The organism is Blautia sp. 210820-DFI.6.14 (assembly GCF_020558815.1).
Taxonomy (GTDB): Bacteria; Bacillota; Clostridia; order Lachnospirales; family Lachnospiraceae; genus Blautia_A; species Blautia_A obeum.
Map to the genome: position 1 here is coordinate 38,136 of NZ_JAJCKS010000001.1, position 20,919 is coordinate 59,054.

Consider the following 20,919-nt stretch of genomic DNA (forward strand, 5'->3'; position numbering starts at 1 on the left):
CCTAAATATGTAAGATGTGTATAGCATTTATTGTTGTGCAAAATGCCATGTCAAAAAGGTTCTTTCATATTTGATAATAACATAATATCCTAAAAAGCGATAAATGTTAAGAACCTCGTTTGTAAAAAAAAGTGTCCTCAGTTGCTTTATTGAAGTAAATTGTGAATGTGTTACTTAAAAAACCCCCAGGGCAAATGCCCTGGGGGTTTTCACCCTAAACTAAAGATTAGTCATAAAGGTTTGGAGCGATTTCTTCGTCGTCCATGTTTGTGGAATCATACCAGTATCCATCTGTAGGAACATCTTCAAGTTCCTGTCCATTAGCTGCTGCTGTCAGAGCGTAGATTGCGTAGTATCCCATCATAAGTGGAGACTGTGTAACTGCACCAAGGAATGTTCCGTCCTGAACTGCTGCTTTGATGATAGAACCAGCGTCGAAACCAACACCGATAACATCGCCTGCTGCTGCGTCAGATCCAAGAACGTTCAGGTTAGCGTTAGCTGCAAGAACACCTTCTGCTGCTGTCTGGTTGGATCCGAAGATAGCGATGCAGTTTTCTTTGGAAAGGATAGCCTGAGCTTCGTTAGAGCAAAGCTCTACAGTTGTCTGTGCCGGTACAGCAACCTGGATAACAACGTCTGCGTCTGCTTCTGTTGCATCAGCGTTTTTAGCTGCGTTTACATAGAATTCGTTTCCAGCAACTGCTACTGTTTTTCCGTCAGCCTGAAGCAGTTCGATCATTTTGTCGATGAATCCGCCACCACGCTGCTGGATGTTCTGAGCTGTAGCATCCTGGTTAACTTCACCGATGATAACCTGTCCATCTGCGTTAGCTACAACATCTTTGATAGCATTGTACATATTTTCAGCTGCTACAGAACCAGCCTGTGCGTTGTCTGTACAAACTTCGCAAGCGATGGATCCTTCTGGAGCATCTGCGATACCTGTATCAAATGTAACAACCGGGATATCTTTGGATACACATTCGTTCAGAGCGTCAAGAACAGAAGATGTATCACAAGCTGCAAGTCCTAATCCTTTTGGATTGGAAGCGATTGCTGTATTGATCATGTTAACCTGATCAGCGATATCAGATTCACTGTTCGGTCCCTGAGCTGTGTAAGTAACACCAAGTTCTTCTGCAGCTTTCTTCATACCTTCCTGTGCTGCATCCCAGTATGTGGACTGGAAAGATTTAACCATCATTGGGAACTCATAAGCTTCATTTGCTTTGAGATCTTTGAACTGATCCGGAAGATCAGCTGCCATAACTGTTGATGCGGACATTCCTGCTACCATTGCTGCACAGATGCTTAATGCTACTACCTTCTTGAAATTCATAATTTACTTCCTCCTTATAAATTATATAGTTTTTTTATGATGATACGTCAGTAGGAAATTGTCTGACGCCCCACATCCTTATTGAATTTTCCTTTTAATAAATATTCAATTTCTTTCACAGCAGAGCGGACATTGTAATCCGCCTTGCTGCTTGTTCTTTACATTGCTGCTTTTTTCTTTTCTTTGATGATATCGATCAGGACTGCGATGATAAGTACCAGACCTGTGATGATCTGCTGCCAGTTAGCCTGCAGGCCGACATATGGAAGACCTGTTTTCAGGAGCATGATAACGAAGATACCAACAAATGTTCCAATTACGGAACCATAACCACCGGTTGCTGCAACACCACCAACGAATACACCGCCGATCGCGTCCATTTCAAGTCCGGCACCAGTACCAGGCTGTACAGTAGGTGTTACTGCTGCATAAGCGATAGCTGCAAGTCCTACGAACAGACCACATACTACGTATACCATAACATGGTAGAATTTTACATTGATTCCAGAAAGAGCTGCTGCTTCTTTGTTAGATCCGATTGCGATAGTGTAACGTCCGAATTTTGTGTGATTCAGAACGAATTCCATCAGCAGAACCAGAAGAACCATCCACAGGAATCCGATTGGGTAACGGGAAGCACTTCTTCCTGAACCAACTGTGATCTTGAAGATTGAGTGGAACCATCCACCATCCTGTGTAAGTCCCGGCCATGGTGTTGCGCTGCAAAGAGAACCAGCACCACGGGTGATCATACATGTACAAAGAGTTGCAAGGAACGGTGGCAGGTTCATAACACCGATGAGCACACCATTCAGGGCTCCAATGATGAGTCCAAGTACCAGGCAGAGCACCATAGCTGCTGCTACCGGCCATCCATGGCTTCTTACCATTGTTCCGGCGATAAGTGCATAACAAACCATTCCGGTTCCGATTGACAGGTCTACACCACCAGTGATAAGTGGGAATGTAACACCGATTGCCATCAGAAGATCATAGTAAGAGAAATCCAACATACTTAAGAGAGTTGTATACTGTCTGAACTCCTTACTCATAATGGAGAAAACCGCTGTCAGAGCGATGATAACCAGTAATACAATAAATCTCTGATCACTTATAATACTTTTTTTCTTCTTAGTCATGACTATCCTCCTTAATCGATATTTCTTGTAGCCTTATCCATGATGTGTTCCTGTGTAGCTTCGGAAATATCAATATTTCCAGTTACTTTACCTTCGCACATAACGATGATACGGTCACTCAGACGGAGAATTTCTGTCATTTCAGAAGAAATCATGATGATTGATTTTCCTTCTGCTGCCAGTTTACTCATTAACTTGTAAATTTCGTTCTTGGCACCAACGTCGATACCTCTTGTAGGTTCGTCGAAAATCAGGATGTCACTGTCGCGGGTAAGCCATTTCGCAATAACGACTTTCTGCTGGTTACCACCGGAAAGGTTAACTACCAGCTGATCACCGCTTGGTGTCTTAGTTGCCAGCTCTTTAACATATCTTTCGCTGACTTCTTTTTCTTTTGCCTTATTGATGAAGATTCCATTTGTGAACTCTTCCATTGTTGCCAGTGTTGTGTTTTCGTTAACAGATTTCTGAACGACAACACCATATCTTCTTCTGTCCTCTGACAGATAACCGATACCATATTTAACAGCATCCTGTGGGCTGTTGATTGTAACTTCTCTAAGCTGACCGCTCTTGTCCATAATGGAGATCTTTCCACTCTGTTTCGGGTCTGCTCCAAAAAGTGCTCTTGCAGTCTCTGTACGTCCTGCACCCATAAGTCCTGAGAAACCAAGGATTTCACCTTTACGAAGTTCAAAGCTTACATCCTGAACCATCTTACCAGCGTTCAGATGTTCTACTTTAAGAACAACCGGTGCATCCGGAGCAACCATGCTGTGTTCCTTAGGATCTTCATAAATAACACGACCAACCATCATGTTGATGATGTCTTCTTTTGTACTGTCTTTTGTGATCAGTGTTCCTACATATCCACCATCTCGCATGACTGTTACACGGTCTGTGATAACCTTGATCTCATCCATACGATGTGAAATATATACGATACCGAGATTCTTCTCACGAAGATCACGAATAATTACAAACAGGTCAGCGATTTCTTTTTCTGTAAGAGCTGCTGACGGCTCATCAAAGATGATAACTTCTGCTTTGTGGGAAATAGCTTTTGCAATTTCACACATCTGCTGTTTACCAACAGTAAGGTTGCTCATCTTTTCTCTCGGGTCGATGTCGATGTTCAGATCCTGGAATAATTTCTTGGAATCTTCAATCATCTTCTTGTCATCTACACGGATACCTTTCTTCGGCTCACGTCCGATAAAGATGTTCTGTGCAACTGTAAGGTCACCGACCATATTTAATTCCTGATGTACAATTACAACACCATTATCCTGTGCTTCACGAGTGTTGTGGAAAGCAACTTCCTGGCCTTTGTATGTAATAGATCCGGAATCTTTCTGATAAATACCGGTAAGAACTTTCATAAGTGTTGATTTACCAGCACCGTTCTCTCCCATAAGTGCATGTACTTCACCGCGTCTCACTTCGAAGTTAACGTGATCCAGGGCATGAACTCCAGGAAAGGACTTATCAATATCCTTCATTGTTAAAATAACGTCACCCATTGTTTCATCCTCCCTTTCGATCAGTTCTTTCTACGTCTTGCAGAAACGTCGGCATATACAGCTACGATAACGATGATACCTGTGATGATCATCTGCTGTCCTTTACCAAGGCCGAATGCCATGATTCCCTGCTGCAGAAGAGAGATAATAAATACACCGATTACAGTACCGCCGATGGAAGCAAGTCCACCAACCATGGATGTACCACCCATTACACAACCAGCGATTGCTTCGTTGTTGTACTGATCGCCATAACCTGGCTGAACGGTTGTATATGTTGCTACAAAGAAAAGTGCTCCGATTCCAACAAGGACTCCACAGATTACATATGCGAGCATGTTCCATTTCTTGGTATCTACACCAGAAAGTCTAACTGCTTCACTGTTGGATCCAAGGCAAAGGATGTAACGTCCTGGTTTTGTGTTGTAAAGAACGATACCACATACAATTGCCATTCCAAGGAAGATCACCAGACCTACCGGGAATCCATTAACTGATACGATGCTACGGAACCATCCGTTTTTCGGGTCAGTGCTCAGCGGCCAGCTTACAGACTGTGTTTTTGTAAATACAGAAGCGATACCTTTTGCGATATTCATGGAAGCCATGGATACGATGAACGCTGGAACGGACAAATAAGATACCAGCCATCCATTGAAGATACCGAATGCAAGACCGATCAGAACGCAGATAACCATTGCTGCTGCACATGGAACACCATAAGATGTCATACAGTAACCGGATACCAGTGCACAACAGAACATAACCGGTCCGATGGAGAAATCGATTCCTCCGGTTGCAATTACGAACGTAACTCCCAGTGACAAGAATCCCAAGAAGTATACATAGTTTAAAGTGGACTTGATGCTGTCTCCAACAGGGAATTTATTTCCCAGCACTAACTTAAAAACTGCGAACATCAGAACAAGAATACATACAAGTAAGATTCTGTTCAGGCCGAGTTTTTTGATTATTGGATTTTGTTTCAGCTTTTCCAATGTTTCACCCTCCTTAAAAGTTTTATACACATCTCTTGCGTTTTCTATATAATAACGTTAATTCTGAACAATTGTAATGGAATATCTTACAAAAAAAGGTTAAATATTTACGGTTCGTCCATAAATATTTAACCTTTTTTAGAGTTTTTTCACTATTATATTCTTTTTTTAACCTTTCTGTTCACAAAATCATCAGGAAAGTTTGAGCGTATTGAACGGAAACAGCAGTTTCTCGATCTCACTGTTGTACATATTTTCGGGAGTCACCAGTTCACAGCCGGAATTTACATCTTTTTCATAGCTCTTGCCACGAAGCATAAGGACTGTCTCCTTCACACCCATATACCCCATCTTAAATGCTTTCTGGACAACAAGACCTTTGAAGACTCCATTTTCCATCAGCTGTACTGCCTCCTGGGAGCTGTCGATACCGACCACCTGGATTCTCTCTTTGGCTCCGGCTGATTTTACCGCACGTGCCGCACCGACAGAAGAATATTCATTCATCCCGGCTACCATCTTGAGATCCGGATATTTATCCATCAATTCCAATGTCAGCTTGCGGGATTTCTCATATTGGGAATCACAGTAAACAACATCGACAATATTGTCTGCCAGATCTCCGAGTCCTTTGCGGAATCCCTCTTCTCTCTCCACTGCGGTAGATACACCCTTCACATGGGCCACGATCGCAATCTGATCATCCGGTCCGAGAAGTGATGCCGCAAATTTACCGAGTTTCTCTCCTGCTTCCAGATTGTCCGTTGCAACCGTCAGATCCTGTACCGGTTCTTCCGTATAAGAATCAATAAAGCTGATCTTGATTCCTTTTTCTTTCGCTTCGTCCAACAGTTTGTTGGATTCTGTAAAACTGGATGGTGATATCAGGATCGCATCTGGATTTTCTTCGATTGCTTCCTTTAAAAGTGCATTCTGGCGTTCCACGTCATTTTCCTCGGATGGTGCCTTGATTTCAATCACTGCATTATACTCCTGTGCTGCCATTCTGGTTCCAAGGATCAGTGCCTTCCAGAAATCATTTGTCTTGTCTACGACCTTTGGAATATACACAAGTGAAAGCCTACGCCCATCAATTCTTTTCTGGTGATACCAGATGCCACATCCGATTCCACCAATCAGACAGACTACCAGAAAGATACTCAGCCATTTTTTCTGTTTTTTCATAACTGCCCCTCCTGTCTTCCCGGAATCGTAATCGTTGCAGTAGTTCCTTTTCCTTTTTCGCTCTCATAGGTAATTCCATAATCATCACCATAGTACAGTTTCAGTCGCTTCTGTACATTATACACACCCACGCCATTAGAGTGATAATTAACTTTATGTTTATCATAAATATGTGCAAGTGTTTCTTCGTCCATTCCAACACCATCATCAATCACCTGAAGCACTGCATTCCCATCTTTCATAAAACCTTTTACAATAAGAAGTCCTTTGCTCTCCTTGTACTTAAGTCCATGATAAATGGCATTTTCTATGATTGGCTGCAAAACCAGTTTGATCAGTGGTATATATAATATAGAAGAATCTACGTCTATCTGGAACTCCAGTTTGTCTTTATAACGCATTTTCTGGATCGTCAGATATCCTCTTGCATACTCCACTTCTTTCGCTATCGGTACAACTTCGTCCTCATTACTGATACTCTGGCGAAGTAATCTTGCCAGTGAAGCGGTCATCAGGACAACTTCTTTATTCTTTTTTCCTTCTGCCATCCATATGATAGAATCCAGCGTATTATACAGAAAATGTGGATTAATCTGTGATTGCAGTGCTTTCAGCTCGCTCTTTCGTTTCTCTTCCTGTTCATGGACATTCTGTTCCATCAGTTCCTGAATCTTATGCGTCATGACATCAAACGATTTTGTCAGACTTCCGATTTCATTTTTTGAATCTACCACAACATCCGAAACACCGAAATCTCCTTCCTGTACTTTTTTCATGGAATCTCGAAGTTTCTGAATCGGAAGTGTAATACTTCTTGCCATGAATCTTGAAAAAAGAAGTGCTATAATAACCAGTACAATAGCTGTCAGCACATAAACACTCTGAGCCTGGCGGCTTTTGCTTAAAAGTTCTCTCACACTGGTACAATCTACTACTGTCCACCCTGTTTTATCTGACCGGGAGATTGAATAAAGTTTCCCATTATTAGTAGTTCCTGTCAGAACTGTATCTTCGTCCGTATTCATGATCAGACTGATATTTTCCGTCTGCAGCTCATTGTACAGCTGCTGCTGTTGTGGATGATACACAATATTTCCTTTGGCATCTACAATAAATGCATATCCTTTTGTTCCAACGGTACTCTGGTCACATAATTCGCTGATTGCACTGTAATTCAGATCAATGAAGAAAACCCCCTCTTTTTCACCACTTCCATCGCGGTTTCGAATTCCTCTGCTCAAAGTAATCACCCAAGGTCTCTCTCCGCTGATGATATGCTGCACATGTGAAGATGTCAGCGTCGGCGCCTCAGGACTTTTTAATGCTTTTGTGTACCATTCCTGTGTATTCAGATCAAGATCTCTATTCACAGATTTACTTCCATCATTGATCAGCATCCTGCCATTTTTACTTATAATCCCAACATTACGTATATCACTACGGCTGTCCAGTATCGTCTGAAACTGATTCAGGATACGATAGCGGCCCTCACTGTCAACTTCATCTGCAAACAGATAGTCCTGCACATCTTCATTACTTGATATCAGATAAGCAATATTTTCCATATAATCAATATAAGAATCGATGTTCTGATTCATCTGCTGAATGATCGTATGCGTATATTCGGAAGAATTTTCAAAAATTGAGGTATTTGTAAATCGCATAGAAACGCCCGTAACGACAACAACGGCACTGAGAATCAGTACCGCCACTGTAGCAAAAATAACACTCTGTATGCTGTTGAATCTTCCAATAAACCACGCTGAAAGATTTTTCTTTTTCATTTACGCTTCTCCCTTGCATATTCTGTAGGTGTATATCCCGTCATCTTTTTAAATGAGATTCCAAAATAATGAGGATCTGAAAAACCAACTTTTTCCGCAATCTCATAGTTCTTCATTGTTGTATTTTCAAGGAGTTCTTTTGCTTTCTCCATTCTGGTTCGAATCAAAGCCTCTGTGAATGTTTCTCCTGTTTCATCTTTAAAGATCGTGCTGAAGTAACTGGTACTGATATTTAAATAAGAACAGATACTGTTCAGGCTGAGATCCGGCTCCATATAATTCTTCTGTATGTAGTCAATCGCCAGTCGGGCCTGTCTTTCACTGCTGGAGGTATTCATCTCTGACAGAATTGCAAAAATTCTGTCTGTATGTTTCTGTACGACTTTGCATGCATCTTCAAAAAACTTCTGGTCGGTTACCTGACGCAGCAATTCATCTCTGCCTTCCCTGATTCTGTCCATATCTGCCGATACGTCTTCGCACGCGTTGTCCATAGTTCGGATAACCTGCTGCAGATACATACATGCACGGCTCTTTTCCATAAGTGCCTGACGAATTGCAGTTTCAATATCGTAAAGGATCTGATCCACCTGTTCTTTCTGTCCGGTTTTCATTGCTTCTTTCAGTTCAGACAGGTTCTCATCAATCGCAATTTCCTGCACCGGATGTTGTTCTTCCATGTCGATAAAAAGGTTTCCGCCAAGCAGATATCGATACTGTAACGTCCGTTCTGCCATATCATGCGACTGGATCAGTTCTTCCGGCTTTTTTACCCACTTACCAATTCCCATAGAGACATCAAAGCCCATAACTTCTTTGGTCTTTTGCTGAATCTCCAGACAGATTTCTTTTGTTTTGACAGTAAAATTACGGCTCCAGTTTTCCCGGAAAAGAATACATACACGATTGCTGCCCTCCTGATAGGCAATTCCTGCATTTTCCCTGGTTACGATCTCATCACTGATATTAAACAACACAAACGCCATCAGTGCACTTTCCTGTTGTTTTTCTGTATCCAGCTGATACATTCCCGAATATAGATCTATATCGAACAGTGCAACACGATAGGCTGCTGCTGAAATATCAATTCCCATATCCTCAAGACGTTCAATGCTCGCATTCACATCCGTCGTACAATTTACAAGCGCTTCTATATTTTTTGACCGGATCATCTGCTTATTTTTACGGTACTTTTCCGAATTTTGGGCCAATACATCCATTTTAGTTTTTTCAAGACGCTGTTGTTCCACTTTTTCCTTCATTTTTTCAATTACTTCGGTAAGTTCTGTCGCTGTCACCGGCTTTAGCAGATATTCACTTACTCCATACTTAATTGCCTTTTTTGCATATTCAAATTCTCCGAACCCGCTAAAAATCACAATTACAATTTCCGGATAATTATCATGCAAAAAACTGCTCAGTTCCATTCCATCCATATATGGCATCAATATATCCGTCAGTACAATATCCACCGGGTGTTCTTTTACAAATTCAGCTGCCTGTTTTCCATTTTCGCAGTCGCCTACGAGTTCACAGTCGATTGCACCCCAGTCAATGTTCTCTTTAATGGCATCACGGACGAGGATCTCGTCATCCACCAGTAATATTCGATACATGTATTTACTCCCCCATCTTTAAATTCACGTGCCTTATCATGTCAGACTAAGTCTGACTATTTTTTGTCAGTATTTTATTGTAACATGATTTGAAGAATTTGTGTAGTTATTTTCACAGACACGTGGGTGAAATGGGAGTAATACTAAGTGGTATTGCACTATGTATCATCGGTACGTGGGTGTGAGTAGAAGTATCTCTGTCCACCCACTGGACTGTGGAAATCATAGTGAAATCATCCCAATTTCCGGCACTTCACTGACCTTTATCATGCTTATTTACTTCCAAGCCACCCAAACTCGGCTATTTTTGTTGATCCGTTCAGTACTTACTCTTTTACAGGTCATTCACGACCCGTTATTTCATGGACTTGTTTAATACTTGCTTTAATCTCAGCCATCTACAATTCAAAAACTGATATTTTTCCAATAAAAAGCCCCACACAGGCATAACCCGGTGGGGTGTGCGAGGGGAGAGCGGCCTTCGCAACTATGAGCGCCCTCCCCTCGCAAAATTTTTCAATTGTCAAAATGATTGACGGGGCTAAGGGCAGTTTCCTTACTTAACAATAAATCCCTCTTCATCCCACAGATCATGCCAATCCTTTGCACCTTCCCACAGGAATACCTGGCCTTTAACCAGACGGTTTCCTCTTTCCAGTGTTCCAATCTTGGCCATTTCTTCTTCTGTCAACGGATCTTCTGTCACACACTTCAGATTACTTACATAATTATGTACAGAGAATGGAATAGAAATCTCACCTCTCTGATGAGCCCATTTCAGAGCGATCAGTGCAGGATGAACACCGTGTGCTTTGGCAATTTCCTGCATTTCCGGTGTCTGCATATCCGCAACATCTTCCGGACAGATATCTCTTTCCGGTCTTCTCGGTGAACCGAGTGGCATATAGCCTACCGGCTGGATATTATGAGCAACAAGATAATCATACTGTTCCTGCTGCTGGAAGCATGGATGAAGTTCCAGTTCACAGGCTGCCGGTTTGATTTTCATTAAAGGAAGAACCGCTTCCAGTTTCGGGATGGTCATATTGGAAATACCAATATAACGGATTTTTCCTTTTTCTACCAGTTCTTCACACTGACGATATGTATCCATGAATTCTTCTACGCTGAATGGTCTGGAATCTGGATTTCTGGAATCTACATCACAGAATGGTGCATGATAGTTCGGGAATGGCCAGTGAATGAAATACAGATCTACATAATCGCACTGAAGATCCTGAATACTCTTTGTGCAGGCTTCTTCGACCTTTCTGTGCATGTCATTCCATACTTTTGTCATGATAAAAAGATCTTTTCTTTCTACAACACCTTCATCAAAAGCTGTTTTGAAAACCTCACCTATCTGATGTTCATTTCCGTAGCATGCTGCACAGTCAAACATACGATATCCGCTGCGGATTGCACCTGCAACTGCTGCTGAAACATCTTCAGCGCTTACTCTGTCAGAACCAAAGGTTCCCATACCCATACATGGAACTTTTTCTCCTGACGGAAGTGTTACCTTCGGCACGATTGCCGGATCAATAAATTCTGCCATTTTTGTTTCCTCCTAAATTGTATTATATAGTTTTTGTACAACAATCTGTGGAAGCAGTTTTTCCATATCTTCCATTACAAAAAATCCCGTTTCTTCACGCATTGCCGCAGCGGCTGAGATTGCACTTGCTCTTCTTAAAGTTTCTTCCAGAGAAAGGCCCTCGCTTAATCCAAGTGCAAAACCTGCGATCATGGAATCACCGCATCCTACGGTATTTACGGCATCAATTTTCGGAACGATTGCACGGAAGATGCCTTCTTCACCAACAGCCAGAGAACCATCTGCACCAAGGGAAACTGCTACGATCTCCACTCCGTTTGCATGGATTGTCTTAGCTGCATCAATGATATCCTGAATGTCATCACAGTGTTTGCCTGTCAGCATACGGATCTCATCAATGTTTGGTTTGATCAGTGTCGGACATGCTTCGATCCCCATTTCAAGAAGTTTGCCACTGGTATCAAGGATCACCGGTTTGCCAGCTTCTTTTACGATTTTGACCAGTCTCTGATATGCAGTTCCATCAAGCCCCTTCGGTACACTTCCGGACATGGAAACAACATCTGCATCCTTAACCAGCTCTGTAAATTTTTTTTCAAATCCCCGGAAATCTTCTTCAGTCAACGTAAATCCCGGTTCCAGAAATTCTGTCTGTACATGATTCACTTCATCCCATATATTGATGCAGGATCTGCTTTCCGCATCTACATGATAAAACTCACCTTTGATTCCAAACGGTTTCAGAGCATCTTCAATATAATTTCCTGCGTGGCCACCTACAAATCCGGTTGCTACGACTTCCGCACCATAAATAGATGCCGGCTTGGATACATTAAGACCTTTGCCTCCGGGAACGTAAGAACATTCCCGGACACGGTTTACTTCACCTGCTTTAAAATCATCAACTACATATCGTTTATCGATTGCAGCATTTAATGTTACTGTCAGTATCATTTTATTCTTCCTCGTTTGATAACAGGATCTTACCTTTTACAAGTCCTGGTGTCTTAAATAACTGGAATGCTTCCTGTGCCTGACTCATCGGGATTTTCTTATAAATGAAGCCCGGATCAAATTTCAGCTGACCGGTTGCAAAGTAATGTGCTGTCAGATCCCATTCACGTCCCGGGAATGGTGCACTGTAAGACATCCATGAACCTGTCAGTTTGAACTCTTTACGGTTCATATTTTCCCACTGTTTTGGTGTAAAGGTCAGATTCTCATGCGGTGTTCCGATAAAGCATACATGAGCTTTGTTTGCAGCCAGTTCAAATGCCATATGCATGGTCGGAACCTGTCCGGCTGTCTCAAATACGAAACCATATCCTTTTCCGCCTGTGATATCCATGGCTTTTTCCATATATCCTTCTTCTTTTGTATTGATGACTTCATCTGCACCAAGACGTTTTGCAAGTGCAAGACGTTCATCACTGATATCGAATACAACAACTTTTTTGGAACCGAAGATCTTTGTCCACTGCATAGTAAACATTCCGACTGTACCACCACCAAGGATTGCAACATATTCGCCACCATGATAATCATTCTGGAATACACCGTGGATTGCTACTGTTGCAGGCTCAAACATAGCGCCCTGTTCATATGGAACTGTCTTATCAAATGGTACTGCATTCTGCTCCGGAACTACAACATAATCTGCATTGCTGCCCTGCTGTCTGGATCCAATAAAGCTGTAATGTTTACAGAGTGAGAAGTTGCCCTGCTGACAATCGTCACATTTCATGCATGGAAGAAGTGGAGCACCGGATACACGATCCCCAACTTTGACTTTGGTTACGCCTTCGCCAACTTCTACCACATCACCGGAAAATTCATGTCCCAGAACAATTGGATAAAAATGAACTCCGTGATTGAGAACACGAGGAATGTCAGAACCACAGATACCCGAGTATCTGACTTTGATTTTTACAGTTCCTTTGGTTACTTTTGGTTCTTCGACTTCCTGATACTGTACGTCTTCATTTGCAACTACTACTGCTGCTTTCATAATATATATTTTCTCCTTTCATAAAGGAGGGAAACGCCCTCCCAGCTTTTATTTCGCGGTCATCATATGGGCCAGGGACTTATAGAGTTCAAGATAAGTCTGATAAGTCTTATCATAAACTGCTTTGTTCTCCGGACTCGGTTCATGACGGCGGGTTTCTTTGACAGTAAGTGAAACTGCCTCATCATAATCCTTATAGAATCCAACTCCTACGCCTGCAAGGATTGCTGCTCCAAGTGTCGTAGCCGTATCAGATGCCGGAACAACGATCGGTTTACCTGTGATATCGGATTTAATCTGTGTCCAGAGTAAAGAATTCGCAGATCCACCCATAGCTCTCAGAACTTCTGCCTCCGCTCCGGCTTCCTCTGCAACTTCCAGGTTATGTCTCAGGGAAAGAGCCACTCCTTCCATGCAGGCACGCACCATATGTCCCTTGGTCTTGGCAAAATCCAGGCCGTAGAAAACACCTTTTGCATACGGATTCCAGATTGGTGAGCGCTCTCCGGACATATATGGAAGAAATACCATTCCATCACATCCCGGGGCTACTTTTTCTGCGATTTCATTAAGCTGATCCAGTGATGAAGCTCCTGTCTCTTCTTTCATCATACGCTCATAGTCTGCAAATTCATGTTCAAACCAGCGCATGACTCCACCGCCTCCGGTAGTTCCTCCCTGAAGGAGCCACTTGCCCGGAACAACATGATAACTGAGGATCAACCTTGGATCAGCTTTGTACTCATCTGTACAAATGCTCATTCCCCCGGCCTGTCCTCCCTGTTCCTGTGTTTCTCCTGTATGGATCACACCAGCTCCAAGCGTTCCGCATGCAGCATCAAGTCCACCGGCAACAACCGGTGTTCCCTCGGCAAGTCCACACTCTGCTGCTGCCTTCGCGGTGACAGTGCCTACCACATGATCACAGTCACATATTTCCGGAAGGAATCCCATCGGAATTCCAAGCTGTTCACACATCTCTTCATCCCAGCATCCTTTTTTCATATCAAAGCAATGCAGTCCATATCCCTGAGAAACATCCTGCGTGATCGCATCTGTCAGTTTAAATGCAATGTAGCTGTTCGACTGAAGGATCTTGTATATTTTTTTATAAACCTCCGGCTGATTTTCCCTGTACCAGATGATCTTTGCTGTAGAATAAGATGGCTGAAGGGAATTTCCTGATATCTTAAAAATCTCATCAGCTCCAATCTCCTGATTCAGTCTGTCACAAACAGACTGTGCTCTGGTGTCCATCCAGATCGGAGTATTGGTAAGGACTTTTCCTTCCCGATCTATTGCGATTGCCGACCAGCTCTGTCCGTCAATTCCCACTCCGGCGATTTCTTCTGGTGCGATTCCGGCTTTCTGTATCGTTTCCTCTGTTGCCTGGCAGACTGCGCTCCACCATTCTTCAGGATTCTGCTCCGCCCATCCCTCATGCGGATAATATACCGGATAAGCACCATTTGCAGCTGCAAGGACTCTGCCTTCTCTGTCAAATACAGCAACCTTACAGGCACTTGTTCCGATGTCAATTCCAAGTAAATATGATTTTTTCATTTTGCTGCTCCCATTTTCCGAAATATCCGGATTTTCTTCTCTTCAGCTGACACTCCGATCTGTTCTCTCTGTATCATTTTAAAGTATTTACAGACTTGCCTTCTATGATTTCTGTCTGCAGTTTTTCTGTAAAAAACTCTTCTGATTCTTTTTTGCCATTTTCCAGATGTTCCAGCATGATTCTTGCCACTTCTCTGGCAATTCCATCCGTTGGCTGTGATACAATCGTCAACTTTGGGTTACATGCTCTCGCAAACTGCAGATTGTCAAAACCAATCACAGAAAGCTGTTCCGGTATCTGTATTCCAAGTTCATTTACTCCGATCATGGCCCCCATTGTCATTTCGTAGTTGGTCACAAACACCGCTGTCATATCCGGATTTTTCTGCACCAGTTCCTCCAGACTCTGTACACCGCCCTGAATCGTATAATCTCCATGACAGATCAGGGATTCTCTGACCGGAATTCCGGCCTTTTTCAATGCTCTGTAATATCCGGCCATACGTTCCTGTGCAGTAAAAATCCCCTTCGGTCCACCGATGATCCCGATATAGCGATGACCTCTTTCTATAAACTGTCGTACTGCATCCTCCGCAGCTTTTTTATTGTCCACCAACACACTGTCACAGGAGATTCCCTGTATCTTACGGTCAATCAGAACGATTGGTTTTCCTGTCTTCTGAAATTTCTTCAGATGATTTCCTTCTTCATCGACCGGCATATTAATAACTCCGTCAACCCGCCTGCGGATCAGGAACTCTATTGCCTCCCGTTCCAGTTTCTTATCGGTTCGGCAGTCACAGACGATCGTGGCATAGCCATGACTTCGAAGGATATCTTCCATACCCGTTATGATTTCAGCGCAGAATGTATTATTCAGCTCCGGAATCACTACACCTATTGTTTTGGTCGCATTCGTCTTCAGCCCTCTGGCAACTTCATTGACTTCATAATGGAGTTCCTCAATGGCTTCTTCAATCTTTATTCTGTTTTTCTCTCGGACATTACCGCCATTAAAATAAGAAGAAATCGTAGCCAGACCAAGACCAGTCCGTCTGGCGATGTCTTTCATTGTTGCCGCCATTATGTCTCACTGCCTTCTGTTTCCACTGATATTTCTGTGTACTGAATCATGGTTCTCGTACTTTTGTTTTTATTCTGCTTTTCCGTCACATCCGCAGACTTTCATTCTTGCCATAACCAGTTCCTTCACTGCTGCAATAGCTGTCTTGCCATATGCTTTCGGATCAATGGTATCCGGTTTTTCTGCAAGAAGTTCTTTCACTGCCTTAGAATATGCTGCCCGAAGTTCTGTAGCAAAGTTTACTTTGCAGATACCACGTTTTACACAATCCATAACATCTTCATCACTGAGTCCGGATGCGCCATGGAGAACCAGCGGAATGTCTACAACTTCACGAATCTCACTGAGACGTTCTTTGTCGAGAACCGGTGTTCCCACATAGAAACCATGTGCAGTTCCGATTGCAACTGCAAGAGATGTAACTCCTGTACGCTCTACGAATTCTTTTGCTTCCTGTGGATCTGTGTTGGTGTCTGCCTCTGCTTCCAGATCATCTTCTTTGCCGCCGACCTTACCAAGTTCTGCTTCACATGGAATATCAAGTGCTTTTGCTACATCTGCCACACGTTTGGTCTCTGCGATGTTTGCTTCAAAATCCAGTTTGGATCCATCGATCATAACAGAAGTATATCCTGCATGTATTGCCTGCATAGCAAGCTCAAAGCTGCTGCCATGATCCAGATGAAGGCATACCGGAACAGATGCTTTCTTTGCTTCTGCTGCAACGATTGCCGCATAGGTATCTACGGTACCGTATTTAACTGTAGATGGTGTAGTCTGAATCATAACTGGTGCTTTGAGTTCTTCTGCTGCCTGAATGATTGCTTTGACCATCTCCATGTTCTCTGCGTTAAATGCACCTACTGCATAACCGCCTTTCTGAGCTTTGGACAGCATTTCTTTTGATGTAACAAGTGGCATAATGATTTTCCTCCTCATAATATATGTATGATTTTTGTTCTTACTGTTTCTGTAATGCCGGATAACATTTGCAAAACCGAAACGTTTCCGTTTGAGCCAATCATACCTCTGTTCTCTGCTTCTGTCAACCATAAAATATTCACTTTTCACTTTCTTCAAAACAGTGTAAAATATTCATCTTTTATCGGAAAATATTCTCTTGCAAAGTATCATAAATGCAGGTACATTCTTTATATAGAGGCTGTCTCTGTGCGAGATATGCCATAATTCAGTAAAAATTTGAACGGAGGCATAAAGATATGTTAAAAGGAATTCCTGAAATCTTATCACCTGAATTATTAAAGGTATTATGTGAAATGGGACACAGCGATCGTCTTGTTATCGCAGACGGTAACTTCCCGGTTGAATCTATGGGTAAAAATGCGATTACCATCCGCTGTGACGGACATGGTGTTCCGGAAATTCTGGAAGCGATCCTGAAAGTTTTCCCACTGGATACTTATGTAGAACATCCGGTTAACCTGATGGAAGTAATGCCTGGTGACGATGTAGAAACCCCAATCTGGGATACCTACAAAGAGATCATCCGTAAATATGATGACAGAGGAGATGCTGTAGTAGGAAACATCGAACGTTTTGCATTCTATGATGAAGCCAAAACAGCTTACTGCATCATTTCTACAAGTGAAAAAGCTCTGTATGCAAATGTTATGCTGCAGAAAGGTGTTGTTATCAACAAATAATCATCGGCCATCTTTTTTCCTAAGTTACCCTGGAGATTTTCGAATCTTCAGGGTATTTTTATGTCAACTTTCTGTTTTCATCCGGTTGCTTTTATTCTCATATGTGTTATGATAAAAAAAATCTGTTTTCAAGTGCTGCTATAAACGTTTTTAAAATCGGAGGTTATTATGCATTACCATAAATCACCTAAAAACAGACGAGTCCTTGCACTGCTTCTTACTGGCTCGCTCCTTTTCGGAGGAATTCCCGTTTATGCCGGCGAGTACAGCAATGTTGAATTATCAGCCGAAGACGATGGTTCTGATCTGACAGTTGATTCTGATTCAGCAGCTGATATGGCTGCTTCAGATGACACAGTGGCTTCAGAGGATACGAATCTGTCCATTGATGCAACAGATTCCGATGTATCTACAGACGAGGAAGGTTCCTCTATTGCGGCAGTCAATTCTGATAAAGAAAATGAATCTGACGATTTTAGCAGTGATGACAGCCAGGAAGTTTTCTCAGACGGGACAGCTACTGACATTGACAGCGAACTGGATTATGTTCTCGGGCGTCCAATGACAGATGAAGAACGTGAAGCCCAGCTCGCCATGATCCCGGAACTTACCGATATGCCTGTAACGGATGAAGTCACCAGTGATCTGGATATTGTACCCTATGCACTTTATCCAGAAGAATACAACTCGGCAAAAGAAGGGCTTGTCACACCCGTAAAAAATCAGAGTTCGACCAGCCTCTGCTGGGATTTCAGTCTTACCTCAAATATTGAGACCTCTCTTCTTTCAAGAGGACTCGGATATTATGATCTCTCAGAAGAGCATCTTGCTTATTTCTGGGCCAATCGCGTAAATGATCCTCTTGTTAATACTCCCAACGACAAGATCACAAGAACCAATGCTGATTATCACGGAACCGGAAATGGTCAGGTGGCTTCCTTCTTCTTAAGCACCTGGTCCGGTATGACCACCGAAGAAAAGGTACCTTTCTCTTCCACAACCAAAACCTGGCCGGAAGATCTTGCATACGACAGTGCTGCATATATGGAGGATGCTGTCTTTTCGGAATACGATGAAGACCGTGTAAAACTGCTTTTAAGCGAATATAAATCTGTATCGGCGATGATGTACTGGAATCTTCAGAATTATACTGTCAATACCGCAGCCTATTACCAGGCTGTTCCTAAACTTTCCTCTAATGGTAAACAGATGGTCAATCATGCTGTGACAATTGTGGGATGGGATGACAACTATAAGAAAGAAAACTTTATAGATGGTCCCAAGCCGAGCAGAAACGGTGCATGGATTGTCAAAAACAGCTATGGCACAGGCTTCGGTGACAAAGGCTATTTCTATATGGCCTATGACAATGCAACCTTTTCCAACCTGGTCTGCAATACTGCATCAACTTCAGAAGAATATAATAATAATTATTTTTATGATGGTGCTTCCGCAGGAACCGTTGTCTTTCCAGGTATTTCCAATGGATACTATGCTTCCAATATTTTTAAGGCAACCGCCGGAAAAGGAAAAGATGAAGAGCTCGGTGAGATCGTTACTGCAGTTCCACAGGATAATACTGATTTTCAGATTCAGATTTATACCGATCTGACGAATCCTTCTGATCCGACAAGCGGCACTCCTGCTTATGCCACACCAATGGAATATACGCAGGCCTTTGCCGGAATCCAGACCATTCGGCTTGAGAAGCCGGTGAAGATTCCACCGGGAACTCTCTACTCTGTTGTTCTTCAAATTCCGAACGGTTCTCAGAGATATTATCTGGAAAAAACAAGCAGCAGCAGTTCCTGGTTTACAACAGTTGCCGGTATTGATGCAAATCAAAGTTTTTATTCCGCAGATGGAAAAAGATGGACAGATGCAGCCAAATCCGAGTATTGTTTCTCCATTAAGGCACATACCAGAACCCTGAGTACTTCGACAGTCGTAACTCCTGATCCTGACCCGGATGAAACACCGATTGTTTCTCCGGCAGTGACACCGGCAGTTAGTCCAGAAATAACTCCGGAAATTGAAATTCCAGATGACACACCGGATACACCGGAACCGCCTCCTACCATGACACCAACACCGACTCCTGTAAGTCATCGGATTAATTACAATAAAAACAGCAGTCTTGGGGTCGGAAATATGCCTTCTGCATCTTCCGCACAGGAAAAACAGACTATTACAGTTGGAAATGCACCATATTGTAAAACCAGATTTTTTGCCGGATGGAATACCCGCTCCGATGGACGGGGAAAGAGCTACAGTCCGGGGCAGAAAATACAATTAAACCAGAATCTCACACTTTATGCCCAGTGGAATTTCACCTATGTTTCATCTGCAAGGCTGATTTACCGGGTTGTCGGAAAACAGGCAGTTACCTGCTATGGAACAACAAACAAAAGGATCACCAGGGCCAGCATTCCTTCAATAATCCGTTACAAAGGAATCACCTATCGCGTCACCTCAGTCTGGGCTAATGCCTTCAAAAACAAATCGCGGCTCACCACTGTTTCCATCGGAAACAACGTCTCCGTGATCGGCAAGAATGCTTTCTACAAGTGCAAGAAGCTCAAAAAGGTTACCATCGGAACCGGCCTGACACAGATAAACTCCGGAGCTTTCCGCGGAGTCAAAAAGGGATGCACGATCACGATCAAAAGCTTAAAGCTTAAGAAGGTTTCCTCCAAGATCGACCAGTCCACCAGCAAGATGACCGTATGCGTTCCACGAAAGAAATACAAGGCATACAAAAAAATACTCTGGAAGAAATCCCGGACGGTAAAAATTAAAAAGTTTTAAATAGCAAAAAGGAACAGGGAAGATGAAATTTCATCTTCCCTGTTCTTTTTTGCTGTTTTCTTATTTCAGTGTAATCAGAAACTGATAGGTCGTATCCTTCTGAAGTTTCAGAATATCCTCCGTGCAAATGATCTCTCCGTTCTCCGATTTATACCATATATTATTTATTGTCCTGTCACTGTTCAGTGCATAACTGCCGCTGACACTCGGAGTTGACTGAACGATGAGCCATTTCTTTTTACCCTGCAGAATCAGGGTTGTCATCGCCTCTGTACTGATCTCATCTGGTGCAGCCCTTCCCAGAATGATCTCCTGCGTATCTTCAAATTCTTTTCCTGTTGAGACTTCCTTCACAACAGCATGACAGATTTTGTGAATGTTTTGCTCCTCATCCTTCGAATCTTCATAGCTAACCGTCAGACTGTAATTCGAATCTTCTCCATCCAACAACTTTTCTGATCCGTCCGAATACACCAGAGTCACAGAATATGCTGAAAGTTTATCTACATAATCAGAAAAAACGGCCGGAACTTTCTCCAAATCCTGATCCAAATTTAATTTTAACGAGCTAAGCGCTGCTTCATCTCATATTCACTTCTATTCATCAATGCGTCATTCTCATTGATTTTTCTCAATTTCATGTATAT

The 20,919-nt window shown here is 42.7% G+C and carries 16 protein-coding genes; 2 read left to right on the top strand and 14 right to left on the bottom strand.

What is annotated here, in order from left to right; genetic code table 11:
- Window positions 1-226: 226 nt before the first annotated feature.
- The 13 genes from LI112_RS00170 to gatY all read right to left on the bottom strand — a co-directional run bounded on the left by LI112_RS00170 (window position 227) and on the right by gatY (window position 16,721).
- Entirely contained in the window at window positions 227-1,342 is a 1,116-nt protein-coding gene (locus LI112_RS00170; RefSeq protein ID WP_227190050.1) for a substrate-binding domain-containing protein, read from the bottom strand.
- A 158-nt stretch (window positions 1,343-1,500) separates the two neighbouring features.
- On the bottom strand, window positions 1,501-2,481 hold the full coding sequence (locus tag LI112_RS00175; protein ID WP_227190051.1) for an ABC transporter permease: 981 nt from the start codon (window positions 2,479-2,481) through the stop codon (window positions 1,501-1,503).
- Between the two features lie 11 nt (window positions 2,482-2,492).
- Entirely contained in the window at window positions 2,493-4,004 is a 1,512-nt protein-coding gene (locus LI112_RS00180; RefSeq protein ID WP_227190052.1) for a sugar ABC transporter ATP-binding protein, read from the bottom strand.
- A 20-nt stretch (window positions 4,005-4,024) separates the two neighbouring features.
- Window positions 4,025-5,002 carry an ABC transporter permease gene (locus tag LI112_RS00185; RefSeq protein ID WP_227190053.1) on the bottom strand — a complete coding sequence of 326 codons (978 nt, stop codon included), beginning with the start codon at window positions 5,000-5,002 and terminating at the stop codon, window positions 4,025-4,027.
- A gap of 192 nt (window positions 5,003-5,194) precedes the next feature.
- A complete protein-coding gene (locus LI112_RS00190; protein ID WP_227190054.1) occupies window positions 5,195-6,187 on the bottom strand; it encodes a substrate-binding domain-containing protein in 993 nt (330 codons plus the stop codon).
- Window positions 6,184-7,971 carry a sensor histidine kinase gene (locus LI112_RS00195; RefSeq protein ID WP_195968072.1) on the bottom strand — a complete coding sequence of 596 codons (1,788 nt, stop codon included), beginning with the start codon at window positions 7,969-7,971 and terminating at the stop codon, window positions 6,184-6,186. Before LI112_RS00195 ends, LI112_RS00190 begins: the two co-directional genes overlap by 4 nt.
- A complete protein-coding gene (locus LI112_RS00200; protein ID WP_227190055.1) occupies window positions 7,968-9,587 on the bottom strand; it encodes a response regulator in 1,620 nt (539 codons plus the stop codon). Before LI112_RS00200 ends, LI112_RS00195 begins: the two co-directional genes overlap by 4 nt.
- Window positions 9,588-10,143: 556 nt before the next feature.
- Window positions 10,144-11,145 (bottom strand): aldo/keto reductase, encoded by a 1,002-nt coding sequence (locus tag LI112_RS00205; RefSeq protein ID WP_055065766.1) that lies wholly within the window; start codon window positions 11,143-11,145, stop codon window positions 10,144-10,146.
- A 12-nt stretch (window positions 11,146-11,157) separates the two neighbouring features.
- Window positions 11,158-12,099, bottom strand: coding sequence for a 1-phosphofructokinase (pfkB, locus tag LI112_RS00210; protein ID WP_144368907.1), 942 nt, complete (start codon window positions 12,097-12,099; stop codon window positions 11,158-11,160).
- 1 nt (window position 12,100) lies between these two features.
- Window positions 12,101-13,153, bottom strand: coding sequence for a galactitol-1-phosphate 5-dehydrogenase (locus tag LI112_RS00215; RefSeq protein ID WP_118012194.1), 1,053 nt, complete (start codon window positions 13,151-13,153; stop codon window positions 12,101-12,103).
- 48 nt (window positions 13,154-13,201) lie between these two features.
- On the bottom strand, window positions 13,202-14,716 hold the full coding sequence (gene xylB, locus LI112_RS00220) for a xylulokinase (protein ID WP_227190056.1): 1,515 nt from the start codon (window positions 14,714-14,716) through the stop codon (window positions 13,202-13,204).
- A 73-nt stretch (window positions 14,717-14,789) separates the two neighbouring features.
- On the bottom strand, window positions 14,790-15,800 hold the full coding sequence (locus tag LI112_RS00225) for a LacI family DNA-binding transcriptional regulator (protein WP_227190057.1): 1,011 nt from the start codon (window positions 15,798-15,800) through the stop codon (window positions 14,790-14,792).
- A gap of 69 nt (window positions 15,801-15,869) precedes the next feature.
- Complete coding sequence (gene gatY, locus LI112_RS00230; RefSeq protein ID WP_022387950.1) at window positions 15,870-16,721, bottom strand: class II fructose-bisphosphate aldolase; 852 nt, start codon at window positions 16,719-16,721, stop codon at window positions 15,870-15,872.
- A gap of 299 nt (window positions 16,722-17,020) precedes the next feature.
- Here gatY and LI112_RS00235 point away from each other — a divergent pair, with 299 nt between their 5' ends.
- Together LI112_RS00235 and LI112_RS00240 are read left to right on the top strand one after the other, a co-directional pair.
- On the top strand, window positions 17,021-17,464 hold the full coding sequence (locus LI112_RS00235; RefSeq protein WP_005427685.1) for an RbsD/FucU family protein: 444 nt from the start codon (window positions 17,021-17,023) through the stop codon (window positions 17,462-17,464).
- A 168-nt stretch (window positions 17,465-17,632) separates the two neighbouring features.
- Window positions 17,633-20,272: a C1 family peptidase gene (locus LI112_RS00240; RefSeq protein WP_227190058.1), complete on the top strand. Its 2,640-nt coding sequence runs from the start codon at window positions 17,633-17,635 to the stop codon at window positions 20,270-20,272.
- Window positions 20,273-20,332: 60 nt separating this feature from the next.
- Here the strand turns inward: LI112_RS00240 and LI112_RS00245 are convergent, their stop codons facing one another.
- Complete coding sequence (locus LI112_RS00245) at window positions 20,333-20,812, bottom strand: hypothetical protein (RefSeq protein WP_138343491.1); 480 nt, start codon at window positions 20,810-20,812, stop codon at window positions 20,333-20,335.
- Window positions 20,813-20,919 lie beyond the last annotated feature (107 nt).

Excerpts from the sequence above, each read along its gene's own strand:
- LI112_RS00175 (WP_227190051.1), bottom strand. The coding sequence starts at position 2,481 with ATGACTAAGAAGAAAAAAAGTATTATAAGTGATCAGAGATTTATTGTA.
- LI112_RS00195 (WP_195968072.1), bottom strand. The coding sequence starts at position 7,971 with ATGAAAAAGAAAAATCTTTCAGCGTGGTTTATTGGAAGATTCAACAGC.
- gatY (WP_022387950.1), bottom strand. The coding sequence starts at position 16,721 with ATGCCACTTGTTACATCAAAAGAAATGCTGTCCAAAGCTCAGAAAGGC.
- LI112_RS00180 (WP_227190052.1), bottom strand. The coding sequence starts at position 4,004 with ATGGGTGACGTTATTTTAACAATGAAGGATATTGATAAGTCCTTTCCT.
- LI112_RS00215 (WP_118012194.1), bottom strand. The coding sequence starts at position 13,153 with ATGAAAGCAGCAGTAGTAGTTGCAAATGAAGACGTACAGTATCAGGAA.
- xylB (WP_227190056.1), bottom strand. The coding sequence starts at position 14,716 with ATGAAAAAATCATATTTACTTGGAATTGACATCGGAACAAGTGCCTGT.
- LI112_RS00240 (WP_227190058.1), top strand. The coding sequence starts at position 17,633 with ATGCATTACCATAAATCACCTAAAAACAGACGAGTCCTTGCACTGCTT.
- LI112_RS00170 (WP_227190050.1), bottom strand. The coding sequence starts at position 1,342 with ATGAATTTCAAGAAGGTAGTAGCATTAAGCATCTGTGCAGCAATGGTA.
- LI112_RS00225 (WP_227190057.1), bottom strand. The coding sequence starts at position 15,800 with ATGGCGGCAACAATGAAAGACATCGCCAGACGGACTGGTCTTGGTCTG.
- LI112_RS00200 (WP_227190055.1), bottom strand. The coding sequence starts at position 9,587 with ATGTATCGAATATTACTGGTGGATGACGAGATCCTCGTCCGTGATGCC.
- LI112_RS00235 (WP_005427685.1), top strand. The coding sequence starts at position 17,021 with ATGTTAAAAGGAATTCCTGAAATCTTATCACCTGAATTATTAAAGGTA.
- LI112_RS00205 (WP_055065766.1), bottom strand. The coding sequence starts at position 11,145 with ATGGCAGAATTTATTGATCCGGCAATCGTGCCGAAGGTAACACTTCCG.
- LI112_RS00190 (WP_227190054.1), bottom strand. The coding sequence starts at position 6,187 with ATGAAAAAACAGAAAAAATGGCTGAGTATCTTTCTGGTAGTCTGTCTG.
- pfkB (WP_144368907.1), bottom strand. The coding sequence starts at position 12,099 with ATGATACTGACAGTAACATTAAATGCTGCAATCGATAAACGATATGTA.